The sequence below is a fragment of the Bacillus sp. z26 genome (assembly GCF_058313635.1).
The window spans coordinates 163,622-177,301 of the sequence record NZ_JBZFQM010000003.1 but is presented as its reverse complement, the minus strand read 5'-3'; the positions used below and the strand labels follow the sequence as shown (position 1 = coordinate 177,301).

Below are 13,680 nucleotides of genomic sequence, written 5' to 3'. Positions count from 1 at the left end.
AAAAGAAGTTCTTTTACGAAAGCTTTAAGGCAAAATATGACCGCTGTTCAAATAAAGGCGATACCATTCCTCGCGGCTGAGCTTAATTTCACTGCCTTTTATAATTTCAGCCATCCGATTTTGGTTAGTGGTACCCGCAATCAACTGAATGTTTGCCGGGTGTCGCAAAATCCATGCTGCTGCAATGGCAGTTGGCGTTGTTTCGTAGTTCTCAGCTAATTCTTGGAGAGATTGATTCAACTCAGGAAACTTCTCGTGATTGTCGATAAAGACGCCTTCAAAGAACCCATACTGAAAAGGTGACCAAGCCTGAATCGTGATATCATGCAACCTGCAATAATCAAGGACACTGCCATCTCTATCAACCGCACCCTCTGTTTGCATATTCACTTCCATTCCATTAGCGATCATGCTGGAAAAGGGGATGCTAAATTGCATCTGATTGACGATGATTGGCTGCTTTACATATTTTTTTAATAATTCAATTTGCATCGGTTTATGATTGGATACACCGAAATGAAGAACTTTGCCAGTGCTCAGAAGGGTATCAAATGCCTCCGCGACTTCCTCGGGTTCGACTAAAGCATCTGGGCGATGAAGAACCAGTACATCTAGATAATCTGTTTCCAGACGTTTTAATATTTCATCGACAGACGTTAAAATATGCTCTTTCGATAAGTCATACATTGCACCTGGTTTGATTCCGCATTTAGATTGCAGGATTATATCTTCTCTGTTATATCCGGCAATCTTTAGGGACTTATCAAATTTAGTTTCACAAATCCCTTTGCCATAAATATCAGCATGATCAAAGAAATTTAACCCATTCTCCATGCAAAAAGAAAGATGGGAAGCTAATTTGTCATCGTCCATAGAATCAATTCTCATACAACCTACCGCAATCGCTGGAACGCTCAAATTGCTGCTGCCAAGGTTTATTTTTTTCATGATTATTCCTCCTCCATTCATTAAAAGGACTCGTATCTTACCTATCTAAGTTAGCGGCCGATTAAACCTAGGTGAAATTTTAATTCTAATCGTCCAAGGGCCAATAATCTGTATGCTGTCTCCATTTTACTATAATGAAGAAGAAAGTACTTTTGGGAACCCTTACATTTATTCTGTTTTAGAAGTCGGAAGAGGTAAATGTATCTTTTAGCAGGGATAGTTAAAGAGGATATCCGACCTGGATATCCTCTTTAAGCTAAAGCCTATTTAATATTTTGCTCATAAAATTATTCGTTGATCTTATATACAAAATAATCAAAATCTGCATGTTTTCCTTCACCTGAAGTATCCTGGCACTGCATGCCTACAAAGGCTCCGGTAAAGAATCCTCCGCCGCGGATATAATCATCAGACAGTTTATAAGAATATAAGGTTACCGGGATTTCTGTCCAAGTTTCCCCGTCAAATGAGTAAGAATAGTGGTACGTGTTTGTTTTGACATCGGAACGTATATAAACATATTCAACTTCATCCGGTACAGGAATTTCATTATCTCTCAATGGTCGATCAAAGGTGAAATTATCACATACCGTTAAATCTAGAACTCTTCCTTTTTCTTCATGCCATGTAAGCTGGAGAGCACTCCAGTTTTCCGTATTGTAATAGTTTACTAAACCGGCAGCTTGCTGGAATGATTCCGGTTGAAAAGCTACTTTTGTTTCAGCTGTAAAGTTAAAATGCTGCCAGCGTCTCGCCACAAAAGCCTGTGTAAATTTTGAAGAGAGCGATTCTTTACCGTACAAGCGCAAGTGACCTGGTTTTTCTTCCAATGAAAGATGATCTCCCAACGGAATCCGTAATGTCTGGAAGTTAAGATGTAATGTCTTATCGTTAAAATCATCTTTTTCGGGATCTTTATCCCATTTTACTTCTTCCATATTAGGTCCTTCTATTTCAAGGGAAGGCTGATTACCACCGACGACATAAGGCCAATCGTTTTCCCAGGTTAGTCGTTGAATAGCTGTTTCACGGCCGAGCGGACAATATCCTCTTGGATCCAGTAATGCCTCATTCTCTTTAGGAAGAGGGCGTCCGGTTAAATGAACTAAAAACCACTCATCAGTATGTGTGTGAACAATGGATGCATGGCCGGCTTTTTGTAATGGGTTTCTTGGATATGGAAACGATGTAATCAATGGATTTTCCGGATGAACGTCATATGGGCCATCAATCGTTTTCGAACGCGCAATAGTAGCCTGGTGATCATATTTTGTTCCACCCTCGGCTGTTAAAAGATAATAGTAGCCATTCCACTTATATAAATGGGGAGCTTCCGTTAACTTAATGTCCGTTCCTTTGAAAATAATCTTTTTGCTGCCAACCAACTTTTTCTCTTCAACGCTATATTCCTGAAGAACAATCCCATAGAAAGGATGGTTTCCAAGGCGATGATCCCAAACCATATTAACAAAATATTTTTTACCGTCATCGTCATGAAATAAAGAAGGGTCAAAACCTGAACTGTTTAGATGAACGGGGTCGGACCATTCACCATCAATGGTTTCACATGTACTGAGATAATTATGACTGTCTTTCCACTGCCCGTCAGTCACCTTCACATCCGTATAAATCAGCCAGAACTTCCCATCATGATAGGAAAGAGCAGGAGCCCAAATACCGCCTGAATTAGGATTACCCATCATATTCAGTTGGCTTAAACGATTTAATGGACGAGAGACTAATGTCCAATTTTTTAAATCTTTTGAATGATAAATACCGACTCCCGGGAACCATTCAAATGTAGAAACGGCAATATAATAATCATCGTCATGTCTGCAAATACATGGATCAGGATTAAAACCAGTTAAAATAGGATTTTGAATTTTCATTATTGTATTCTCCTTCATATATAAAAAATATAAGCGCTTTCAAATTTGTGGGTGCTTAGGTTGAACCAGCAAAAGAAAGCAACTAATTTTGATGCACCAATGGATAGGTTTGAATACTTTGATGGAATAAATCATTGTTTAAGAAATGTTCGGTTGAAAAAGCAGCGACGCCGAGAGCACATGAGCGGCTTGCTAAACTTGAGTAATGAATATGTAAATCCTTTTGATGATTAGATAAAGAGTGGTTTTGAATCGTTTCTACTAATGAAGAATGCAGCCATTTTTCACAGACAGCCAGGCGATTACCGAGAATGACTTGGTCAGGATTGAATATATTAATGATATTATTAATGCCAATTCCCAAAGATTTCCCTATTTCATTGAATAATTCAAGTGCCACAGGGTCCTCATGTTCTGCAAGGTTTATTAGATGTTCGAGTGTAACGGTTGGATCATCCATTTTGTTTTTGGCCTGACTGATTAAGGCTCTTTCTGATGCGTATAATTCCCAGCATCCATAGTCACCGCAACGGCATTTTTCTCCGTTTCTATCGATTGTCATGTGGCCAAGCTCTCCTGAAAGTCCATTGTTACCTTGATAAAGATGGTTATTAAGGATTAAGCCACCCCCAATCCCAAATCCAATACTTATGTATATCATGTTGTTGAAGTCTTTTCCTATACCGAACTTTTTTTCGCCATATACACCGCAATTTGCTTCATTCTCGACTATGACAGGTACCTGGTATCTCTTTTCAACCAAATTTTTCAAATTGATATTTTTCCAATGTAAATTTGGAGCCATTAAAATTTTTCCGTTCGTATCGACAGTGCCCGGTACGCCGATCCCAATTCCAACTACATCATAAGGGCAATCCGGAATGGAGGTAAACATACAATCAATCATTTCATAGAGTTCTGTTTTTATTTCTTCATAGGTTAAATCCTGAAAGTTTCTAAGTTTTTCTTTGTAGATTTTCCCCTGTAGGTTGGTGATGATCCCCAATATATAATTGACTCCAATATCAATTCCGATGGAATAGCCGGCATCTTCATTGAATAACAACATAACCGGCCGTCTGCCACCGTTGGATTTACCTGGACCGGATTCTGATACGAGCTGTTCGTTTATAAGTTCACAGACCAAGGAAGAGACTGTTCCCTTATTTAGGCCGGTTTTATTGGCAACATCCGTTCGTGATAGAGGAGAAAATTCCTTTATTACTTGCATGACCAATGATTTATTCTCTTTTTTAACAACCTGTTGATTATACGTCTTCACTGGTCTTCCTCATTTCTTACTCTTTTATTCTAATAGTAACATCTAATACTTTGTTTATCCAGTAGACAAACAAAGTTTTCCATGATATTCTAAATTTGAGTTTACTAGTAAGTAAAATTAAATTTTGGGGGTTTATTCATGCACAAAAAGAAAGCGTTTTCTTTTCTTGTTGGGTTTTTAGCCATATTTTTAGTTTTAGCGGGTTGTTCGTCGGATACTGAAAAGTCAAACTCTGATGGTAAGAAAGTTATTAAGTTTATGCATCTATGGCCAGAAGGCAGTTCTAAACAACATCATGAAATTGTTAAAAATATTGTTGCGGAATATGAGAAGGAACATAAGGACGTTAAGGTTGAGCTTGAAGTTTTAAGCAATGAACAATACAAGGATAAGATAAAAGTTTTATCTGCTTCCAATGAACTTCCTGATGTTGGGATGACTTGGGCAGCAGGATACCTTCAGCCATATGTAGATGGGAAAAAATTTGCGCCACTTGATGACATTCTTGAAGGAGATTTAAAGGACTCCTTTGTAGCGGGGACAACAGAAGCTTACCAAATTGATGATAAAACATACGGTCTTCCACTGGAGCTTAATATTGCCTCTGTTTTCTATAATAAAAAGATTTTTAAGGATAATGGGCTAGAAGTTCCAAAAACTTATGATGATTTAGTAAAAGTAGCGGAAACTCTTGATAAAAAAGGAGTTGAGCCTATTGCGCTTGGTAATAAGGACAAATGGACTGGTTCATTATGGTATATGTACTTAGCTGACCGTATTGGCGGAACGGAAGCCTTAAAAGGTGCAATTGACCGTACAGGTTCTTTTGAAGATCCGGCACTCGTATCTGCAGCTGAAAAAGTTCAAACATTAGTTGATGCAAATGGTTTTGTAGATGGATTCAATGGATTGTCCGATGAAGAAGCAAAGAGTATGTTCATGAACAGTCAGGCAGCTATGTATCTAATTGCTACATGGGATTTGCCTAACTACACAACAAACCCAGATGTGCCTCAGGAATTTAAAGATCAAGTTGGTTTCTTCGACTTCCCATCTGTTGATGGAAAAGGGGATATGAACAGTTATGTTGGTGGTCCTGGAGTAGGATTGTTTGTTTCTGAAGACTCTAAAGTAAAAGAAGAAGCGAAGGATTTCGTCTCTTACTTTGTTCAGCAGTGGGGAGAAAAATCTGTCACGGATGCTGGCGTAATACCGGCTACTAAAATTGATGCTGAAAAGCTAGATTTGCCGCAAATGTATGTGGATGTATTGGGTAAATTAAATAAAGCGACCAATATTACTCTGTATGCGGATGTACAGTTAAGCTCTGATGCTGCGCAGATTCACTTAGATCAAATTCAGTCTTTATTCGGCAAGGAAACAACGCCGGAGAAATTTACAAAAGCACATGAAGATGCACTTTCTGCAGAATAATAAGATAAGGGGAAAAGGATTCATCTTGGTTTTGATGAATCCTTTTCCTACATATAGAAGAGGTGGTTTCTATGAATAAAGTGATGTCCAATAAGTGGGTTATAGCGATGTATATTCTGCCGGCTTTGCTATTGGTCAGTGTGCTGATTTTTATTCCACTTATTTTAACCGGGTATTATGGGCTTATGGATTGGGATGGCATTGGCTCCATGACGTTTATTGGCTTGGAAAACTATATCAATGCAATCCAGGATGCAAAATTTTGGGACAGTGCCTGGCATTCTATTTTACTGGCTATCTTTTCAACTTTAAGTTTAGTCATCTATTTAGCCATTTCTCTTATTCTGGCTTCCAAAATTAAAGGCGCAGATTTATTAAGAAAGATCTATTTGATTCCCATGCTATTATCTTCAGTGGCTATCGCACAGTTGTGGATTAAGGTGTTCAATCCTTCGAATGGAATATTGAATACACTATTGACTTGGATGGGGGTTGAAAATCCACCTTTATGGCTTTCTGATACGTCTATTGTTTTATATGCTATTTTTATCCCCATCTTATGGCAGTATGCAGGATTTTATATTTTGATTTATTATGCAGCTCTGAAAAACATCCCTGAATCTTTAATTGAAGCAGCAAGAATAGATGGCGCGACTCCTTGGCAGATTGCCTTGAAAATCAAGCTGCCGCTAATCATGGGGGTAGTAAAGGTTACAGTTGTACTGGCTATTGTTGGTTCACTTAAGTATTTCGATCTTATTTATGTTATGACTGGCGGAGGTCCGAATGGATCGAGCGAAGTAATGGCTTCCTATATGTATAAATTGGCCTTCTCAACCTCTAATTTTGGTTACGGGAGTGCGATTGGATTCCTGTTACTCGTCATTACTTTGATTGTTACGGTTATTGTTAATAAACTGACCGCATCCAAGGATGAAATCCAATATTAGAGAGGAGGAAACATGATGGCTCGGTTCGGAAAAATTGTACTATATATTTGTTTGGGAGCGGTTGCGTTATTTCAGATTTTTCCAATAATATGGTTATTCCTGTTTTCATTAAAGAGTAATCAGGAGATCTTTGCAGGTTCCCCATTTGCTCTTCCCTCCGAATTTAGGTGGGAAAACTATTTGAAGGTTTGGGATGGGGGCATTGGGTTATACTTCTTTAATAGTATTTGGATTACAGGGGTTGCTATTGTAATAACGGTTCTTTTTGCAAGTATGGCAACTTTCGCGATTACGAGAATGCATTGGAAATATAGTAAGCTTGTATTAGGATTGTTTATGGTCGGCCTAATGATTCCAATTCATTCAGCGTTAATTCCCTTGTTTAATATGTTCTTGAATGTGAATTTGATTGATAATCCATGGTCCATTGTTATCACTTATACGGCTTATAATCTACCGATTACGATGATGATTCTGATGGGCTTTTATACGACATTGCCAAGAGAAATTGAAGAGGCAGCCATTATTGATGGAAGTTCAATCAATCGGATGTTCTTCCGAATCATCCTGCCCATGTCCATGCCTATCATGTCCACCACCGTCATCATCAATATGATTTACAATTGGAATGAATTCGTATTTGTTAACACGTTTATCAGCTCTGATAAATATAAAACGTTGACGGTTGGCATTCAGAATTTCATTGGACAATATATGACAGACTGGGGTGCAATTGGTGCCACATTAATTATCAGTTTCCTTCCATTATTACTTGCTTTCATTTTCTTCAGTAATAAAGTAGTCGAAGGATTATCTGCAAGCGCAGTTAAAGGGTAATGAGTTTAATAGGTAAACGTAAGCAGCCTAAACCTTATGCGAGGTCTAAGCTGCTTTTTTATATTTCCGCTGTTTTTTTTAGAAAGAATATCCTTTGGTTTTACTGAATAGTTATAATGATAAATTTTGAAGTACCTGTTCGTTTCATTATAAATAGGTCAATCAGGAGATTTTCCATAATAATAAAGGAGGATTTTATGCTTTTTATGATTATTGTCAAAGCTTCGAAGAATTCGGAATCCGGAAATCTTCCAAGCCCAGTGCTCAGGGAAGCCATGGCGAAATACAATGAGGAATTAGAGAAGGCAGGCGTGCGAATTATTGCTAAAGGACTTCATCCAAGTTCAAATGGGATTCGTATTTCTTATCCAAAACCAGGAGAAAATCCAGTGGTCACGGATGGCCCGTTTTTAGAAACGAATGAACTGATTGCTGGGTTCATTCTAATTGATGTGAGGTCGAAGGAAGAAGCCTTTGAGTGGGCTATGCGGATGCCGGATCCACAAGGACATGGGGAAGGTCAAATTGAGTTGCGGCAAGTAAATTGAGTTTCCGGAACAAACTAATAAACACTCATGATTTTATTTTTAATTAGAGAATGAATCATACAAGAATTTCGGACATGAAAACGTATGGGAGGCTATTTATCTATAAGGAGTTTTACTTCAATTACAAACTGCAGATATTATTCCTGAAATGAGGACTATGTCTACAATTTGAATGGCTCTTTTCTTAAATATTGCTCATGGATGAAAAATCCTGTTATCACAGTTGTTCAATCAAAACGCCCAGTAGTTCCTTTACGTACATATAATAGTTAAGTCGGAACTCGCTTATTTCAGCTACCTATTAATCATAATAATAAAGACTAGCACTACGATTGATAAGGCTATAATAACGGACATCCATCTAATCTCCACCTTTTTTAGTAAACGGTCAACAATAAAGAATAAGATAGCAGAAATAAGACTTAATACGGCTAAAATGGATCCGTATAAACAATGAAATAAGAAGGAAGTGATTTCACGAGTATAGGCTTTTTTAGAGAGCTTCTTGCTAATCCAGTCACTAAAAGAGGAAGTAATAATGCCGTAAGTAATGACGAACATAAAGTTTAAATAGTATAAATTTATAAAAACATCCCCTTCAAACCAATCAGGTGTTGAAAGAATAAGTGTAAATAATAAACTACTAAGAACAGCCGTTACTATTTTTCTCTTTAAAGTTATAGCTATTTTCTCTCCCTTAATTTGATTGCTCAAATAAAGCACCCCCTTATGAATGGTATTTGTTATACCTATTTGATCATTTATCATCTATGTCTTTTTTCACTAACCTGCTTTTGTAGTTAAATAGGTCATCTACAGAACTTTATACTAAGAAATAGAGAAAGCACAAGCTACCTCAAAAAGAGCATTTGTGCTTTGTATCTTCATCTGTTCTGTTGACTTGCGTGTTGCTTGGCTTCTAAACGTCTGAATGAGGTAGAAGCTAACCAGGTAGTGATAAAGGAATAAAAGCTAAATCCAAATATAAATGCCAGTGCCGGAAAGATGCTGGTGATAACGAGAAAAGCCGCCAGACAAATGACCATCAGAAATAGTTGAATAGGGCTGATTAACATCATCAAAAAGGCCTGTTTATAAATAGATCGAACTGGCAGTTCATAATGAGCGAAAACAGGAAACAAATAGAATAGTAAAAAGATAAATAACAGAATACAAACGAAAATCGGGATATGGATTCCTGGCATAAGACTGCTTGTACCGCTTTGTATATAAAACAGATCAGTTACGATCAACAGAATAATGAAGGATGTATAGATCCCTAAATGATTACTTTTCCAAAAGTCTTTTTTATAATAAGACCAAAAGGTACTGAAGACCGGCAAATCAGAATGTCCTCTTAGCCATTTTCTCACCACTGCAAACATGGCTGTGGTTGAGGGGTATAGACCGAATAGAATAGCACCGGTCAAAGTAAACATAACCCATAATAAATTTAAGTAGGCAAACCTTGTAATCCATTCCAATATGGTGTAAAGACCATTTCCTAAATCCTTCAAGTGCCACTATCCCTCCTTGGCGAATACATCTTATTCTATTATTATACTGCAATATAGAGGCTATATTAAACATTATTGAGAATATATAGAATTTTAAGGGGAGATAGAAGATACGGAAATCTTGTATGCAGATTCATTGGATTATAAAAATAAAAAATCCCAAGCATTCTCTGCGGTTGGGATTTTAAGAATAAATTCAGTTATTAATTTTTATTGAAGAGCATCTAAATAGGCTTCATATAAATAGGCTGTCCATTTACTGTGGGAATTTTCCTTTAAATTCTTCAGTAGACCATCAATAATGGCTTCGGGATATTGAGGATTCAACAATTCATTTATTAAAAGCTCCAATGATTGCTGAATTGTTCGATCAGTTATTTCATCCTTTTTTACAGTGAGCAAATTCACCAGTTCATCCTTTGAAGGTACGAGGGTTTCTGTACTTGTATAGGATAGATATTCAGCTGGAATGAGAGGTATGGTTGCCTGATTGGCTAAAACGGTTACTTTTTCAACTAAAGATTTGCATAAGAGATCCAGCTCAAAAGGATAATTAGATATGAAAAATAACTCTGCATAAAGTTTAGAGAATCCTTTAATGGTATAAACCAAATCAGGCCGCATAGAATCATTCACATCAGGAAATTGGCGATCTATTATTGAGAATATAATAGAATTCAAAAAATGGTCATATTTGGATAACTGTTCAAATATCTCAGTACTGCAGGAAGTAAACTGTTCTTTTATTAAAACCTTCGCAAAGTTGGAATGACTTTGATACGCATTAAAAATAGTATAATAAAAATCATAAAGTAAGGATTCAGATGAATGAGACTTACTGACCGAATGTTCAATATTAGCTGTCATATCGCTCAGGAAGTAATCAATCAATGCGAAAACTAATTCATCCTTTGACTTATAAGACAGGTAGAAAGCGCCTTTTGAAATTCCGCAGATTTCTGTAATTTGTTGAATAGATGTTGCTTCAATCCCATTTTTAGCGAAAAGTTCAAAAGCCTTTTCCATTATTAAGTGTTTTTTAACCATGCCGACACCCCTGTTCATTAGTTGACATCTGACCAACCAGTCATTATTATAAATAAATGTAGGAATTGAGTCAATTGTTAGAATCTTATTAGCAAAGGGAAGGTGTAAGGGTGAAAGGGTTAGTCAATTTTGTCTTAGGAAATAAACTGGCTGTATGGCTATTAACGATCATTATCACAGCCTCAGGAATCTATTCAGGCACAAAAATGAAAATGGAGTCTATTCCGGATATATCTATTCCCTATTTAATCGTAATGGGAGTGTATCCTGGTGCTGCTCCAGAGCAAGTAATGAATGAAGTCTCCATTCCGATGGAGAAGGCTATAGAGGGACTAGAAGATGTAAATGCGGTTACCTCGAATTCATCATCCAGCGTATCTCAGGTTCAGGTAGAGTATGAGTACGGGGTAGATATGGATGAGAAAAAACGTGAATTGCAATCGGCCATAGATGCAGTGGAAATGCCGGAGGATGCTGAAGAGCCGTCCATAATGGCGATTAGTATGAATATGATGCCGGTTCTATCCTTATCCATCAGCAGTGAGGAAGAGGACATTGTTGATTTAACCTCAACTGTGGAAGATACAATCTTGCCTAAAATTGAAGAAATTGATGGTGTAGCTTCTGCAACCATTACAGGTCAACATATAGAAGAAGTAAACTTCAGTTACAATCAGGAAAAGATGAAGCAATTGGGACTGACTGAAGACAAAGTGAAGGAAATGATTCAGGCGAGCGACATGGAGCTTTCGCTTGGACTTTATGAATTTGAAGAAGGCGAAGAAGCGGTTTATGTAGATGGAAAACTTAAGACGGTTGATGACCTAAAAAATATGGTGATCCCAGTAACGCCATCTGCGGAGAATCCAACACCGTTTGTAAAATTAAGTGACATTGCAAAAATCGAAAAGGTTGGTAAAGTAGAATCTGTTTCACGTACCAACGGAAAAGATGCGATAGCGATACAAATTGTTAAAGGACAAGAAGCAAATACAGTAACCGTTGTAAATGCTGTTAAGGACCTAATTGACGATCAGGAAAAAACAATCGATGGGTTGAAGATAGATGTCACACTTGATCAGGGTAAACCAATCGAGGACTCTGTATTTACGATGATTGAAAAAGCTTTATTTGGCGGATTAATCGCAATTCTGGTCATCTTGTTATTCTTACGAGATCTTAAATCTACCATTATATCGATTATCTCTATTCCAGTATCCATTCTCATGGCCTTGCTGCTCTTGAATTGGATGGATATTACCTTAAATATTATGACACTTGGTGCGATAACCGTGGCGATTGGGCGGGTAATTGATGACTCCATTGTCGTAGTGGAAAATATTTACCGAAGAATGCATTTGAAAGAAGAAAAGTTAAGAGGACGGGCACTAATACGTGAAGCAACGCTTGAAATGTTCAAGCCAGTTTTATCTTCAACATTAGTGACAATAGCCGTATTTGCCCCAATGGTCTTTATTGGTGGTATGGTAGGAGAATTGTTTATGCCATTCGCCTTAACGATGTCATTTGCTTTAATTGCCTCGTTAATCGTGGCCATTACAATTGTTCCGGCATTATCTCACTTCTTATTCCGTAAAGGTCTATATGGGGAGAGAAAAGCAAGCCATCATAAAGAAGTTGGTAAACTGGCAATCTGGTATAAAGGTGTATTGGCTAAAGCACTGAACCATAAAGTCATTACATCTATTATCGCAGTTGTTTTGTTAGGCGGTTCAATAGCCTTAACACCGTTAATTGGATTCAGCTTTATGGGATCTCAGGAAGAGAAATCGATGTATGTGACATACACACCAGCTACAGGTGAGGTAGAGGAAGATACATTAAAGAATATCGAGCAAGTTGAAAAGAAATTAATGAAACACAAGGATATTGATGTTATCCAGTTATCCGTAACGGATTCCGATTCTACTGATATGGCATCGTCCATGGCTATGGGCGGCGGTGCTGGAGGGGCATTAATGTTCCTGATCTTTGATCCTGAAACGGAAAACTTCAGTGAAGAAAAAGAAAAAGTTGAAGATTATTTACTTAATCTAGGTCAATCCGGTGAGTGGAAACTTCAGGATTTTGCTTCAATGGGTGGTATGTCATCTAATGAAGCAAGCTACACGATTTACAGTAAAGACTTGGAGGACTTGCAGGATGCTGTGAAACAAGTGGAAGGCGCGCTTGGAGAAGTGAAGGAATTGGAAGATGTCACTTCTGATGCCGAAGACCCATATGTAGAGCATGTGTTAAAAGTAGATCAGGCGGATGTCCTGCAATATGGTTTAACAACTGGTCAAATTGTCATGGCGTTAAATGCATCTGATCAAAAAGAAGTATTAACGACAGTCGAGAATGATGGCAATGATATTGAGGTCATCGTCCAACGTGAAGCGAAAGCTGATCCAAAGTCAATGGATGATTTACTGAAAACACAAATACCGACTGCGCAGGGTACTGCAATGCCGTTATCTCAGCTTGTAAAAGTTGAAGAAGGAACGACTCTTAATACACTAGCTCGTTCTGAGGGTGAGTATTATGCGACTGTATCAGGAACAATAGTTGGTGAAGATGTATCTAAGGCTTCAAGTGCTGCAGATGAAAAAGTAGATAAACTTGATTTACCGAAAGGTGTAACGACTGGGGTTTCTGGTGTTGCAGCAGATATGACTGAGACCTTTACACAGCTTGGAGTGGCTATGATTGCGGCTGTAGCGATTGTATACTTTATCCTTGTCGTCACATTCCGTGAAGGATTAGCTCCATTTGCGATTCTGTTCTCCTTGCCATTCGCGGTAATTGGTTCATTTGTTGGACTATATCTATCCGGACAAACGATTTCTGTATCCGTTATGATGGGTCTGTTAATGTTGATTGGTATTGTCGTGACAAATGCCATTGTATTGGTTGACCGTATCATTCATATGGAACGTGAAGGATTGACTATGCGTGAAGCTATCCTTGAAGCAGGAGCAACAAGGCTGCGTCCAATCTTAATGACAGCCATTGCGACGATTGGTGCGATGATCCCAATGGCACTAAGCGATGGTGGCGGAGGTCTTGTTTCAAAAGATCTTGCTATTACTGTAATCGGCGGTTTGATTAGTTCGACACTCTTAACATTAGTGATTGTACCGATTGTATATGAAGTACTATCTAAGCTATTTAAGAAAAATCGTAAAGATATAGTAGAAGATTAATTCTTTAAAACCACAGTTTCTT

At 37.8% G+C, this 13,680-nt stretch carries 10 protein-coding genes and 1 pseudogene; 5 read left to right on the top strand and 6 right to left on the bottom strand.

Annotation, left to right across the window (positions count from 1 at the left end; translation table 11 throughout):
• Positions 1 to 24: 24 nt before the first annotated feature.
• From AC4G3K_RS11210 to AC4G3K_RS11200, 3 genes are all read right to left on the bottom strand, one after another.
• Positions 25 to 948: an aldo/keto reductase gene (locus AC4G3K_RS11210; RefSeq protein ID WP_491077558.1), complete on the bottom strand. Its 924-nt coding sequence runs from the start codon at positions 946 to 948 to the stop codon at positions 25 to 27.
• Positions 949 to 1,235: 287 nt separating this feature from the next.
• Positions 1,236 to 2,840: a glycoside hydrolase family 43 protein gene (locus AC4G3K_RS11205; RefSeq protein WP_491077736.1), complete on the bottom strand. Its 1,605-nt coding sequence runs from the start codon at positions 2,838 to 2,840 to the stop codon at positions 1,236 to 1,238.
• 79 nt (positions 2,841 to 2,919) lie between these two features.
• Positions 2,920 to 4,119: an ROK family transcriptional regulator gene (locus tag AC4G3K_RS11200; protein ID WP_491077559.1), complete on the bottom strand. Its 1,200-nt coding sequence runs from the start codon at positions 4,117 to 4,119 to the stop codon at positions 2,920 to 2,922.
• Between the two features lie 138 nt (positions 4,120 to 4,257).
• Here AC4G3K_RS11200 and AC4G3K_RS11195 point away from each other — a divergent pair, with 138 nt between their 5' ends.
• The 4 genes and pseudogenes from AC4G3K_RS11195 to AC4G3K_RS11180 all read left to right on the top strand — a co-directional run bounded on the left by AC4G3K_RS11195 (position 4,258) and on the right by AC4G3K_RS11180 (position 7,919).
• A complete protein-coding gene (locus AC4G3K_RS11195; protein ID WP_491077560.1) occupies positions 4,258 to 5,553 on the top strand; it encodes an extracellular solute-binding protein in 1,296 nt (431 codons plus the stop codon).
• Between the two features lie 71 nt (positions 5,554 to 5,624).
• A complete protein-coding gene (locus tag AC4G3K_RS11190; RefSeq protein ID WP_491077561.1) occupies positions 5,625 to 6,503 on the top strand; it encodes a carbohydrate ABC transporter permease in 879 nt (292 codons plus the stop codon).
• Positions 6,504 to 6,518: 15 nt separating this feature from the next.
• Entirely contained in the window at positions 6,519 to 7,340 is an 822-nt protein-coding gene (locus AC4G3K_RS11185) for a carbohydrate ABC transporter permease (protein WP_491077562.1), read from the top strand.
• Between the two features lie 197 nt (positions 7,341 to 7,537).
• Positions 7,538 to 7,919 (top strand): annotated as a pseudogene (locus tag AC4G3K_RS11180) (YciI family protein).
• Between the two features lie 263 nt (positions 7,920 to 8,182).
• Here the strand turns inward: AC4G3K_RS11180 and AC4G3K_RS11175 are convergent.
• The 3 genes from AC4G3K_RS11175 to AC4G3K_RS11165 form a co-directional block, all read right to left on the bottom strand.
• Positions 8,183 to 8,602, bottom strand: coding sequence for a hypothetical protein (locus AC4G3K_RS11175; protein WP_491133321.1), 420 nt, complete (start codon positions 8,600 to 8,602; stop codon positions 8,183 to 8,185).
• A 170-nt stretch (positions 8,603 to 8,772) separates the two neighbouring features.
• Positions 8,773 to 9,405: a YesL family protein gene (locus AC4G3K_RS11170; protein WP_491133320.1), complete on the bottom strand. Its 633-nt coding sequence runs from the start codon at positions 9,403 to 9,405 to the stop codon at positions 8,773 to 8,775.
• A 210-nt stretch (positions 9,406 to 9,615) separates the two neighbouring features.
• A complete protein-coding gene (locus AC4G3K_RS11165; protein ID WP_491133319.1) occupies positions 9,616 to 10,452 on the bottom strand; it encodes a TetR/AcrR family transcriptional regulator in 837 nt (278 codons plus the stop codon).
• Positions 10,453 to 10,562: 110 nt separating this feature from the next.
• Here AC4G3K_RS11165 and AC4G3K_RS11160 point away from each other — a divergent pair, with 110 nt between their 5' ends.
• Positions 10,563 to 13,658 carry an efflux RND transporter permease subunit gene (locus AC4G3K_RS11160; protein WP_491133318.1) on the top strand — a complete coding sequence of 1,032 codons (3,096 nt, stop codon included), beginning with the start codon at positions 10,563 to 10,565 and terminating at the stop codon, positions 13,656 to 13,658.
• Positions 13,659 to 13,680 lie beyond the last annotated feature (22 nt).

What these genes read in the sequence shown, in the direction of transcription:
- AC4G3K_RS11210 (WP_491077558.1), bottom strand. Translation starts at nt 948, where the DNA reads ATGAAAAAAATAAACCTTGGCAGCAGCAATTTGAGCGTTCCAGCGATT.
- AC4G3K_RS11195 (WP_491077560.1), top strand. Translation starts at nt 4,258, where the DNA reads ATGCACAAAAAGAAAGCGTTTTCTTTTCTTGTTGGGTTTTTAGCCATA.
- AC4G3K_RS11190 (WP_491077561.1), top strand. Translation starts at nt 5,625, where the DNA reads ATGAATAAAGTGATGTCCAATAAGTGGGTTATAGCGATGTATATTCTG.
- AC4G3K_RS11185 (WP_491077562.1), top strand. Translation starts at nt 6,519, where the DNA reads ATGGCTCGGTTCGGAAAAATTGTACTATATATTTGTTTGGGAGCGGTT.
- AC4G3K_RS11165 (WP_491133319.1), bottom strand. Translation starts at nt 10,452, where the DNA reads ATGGTTAAAAAACACTTAATAATGGAAAAGGCTTTTGAACTTTTCGCT.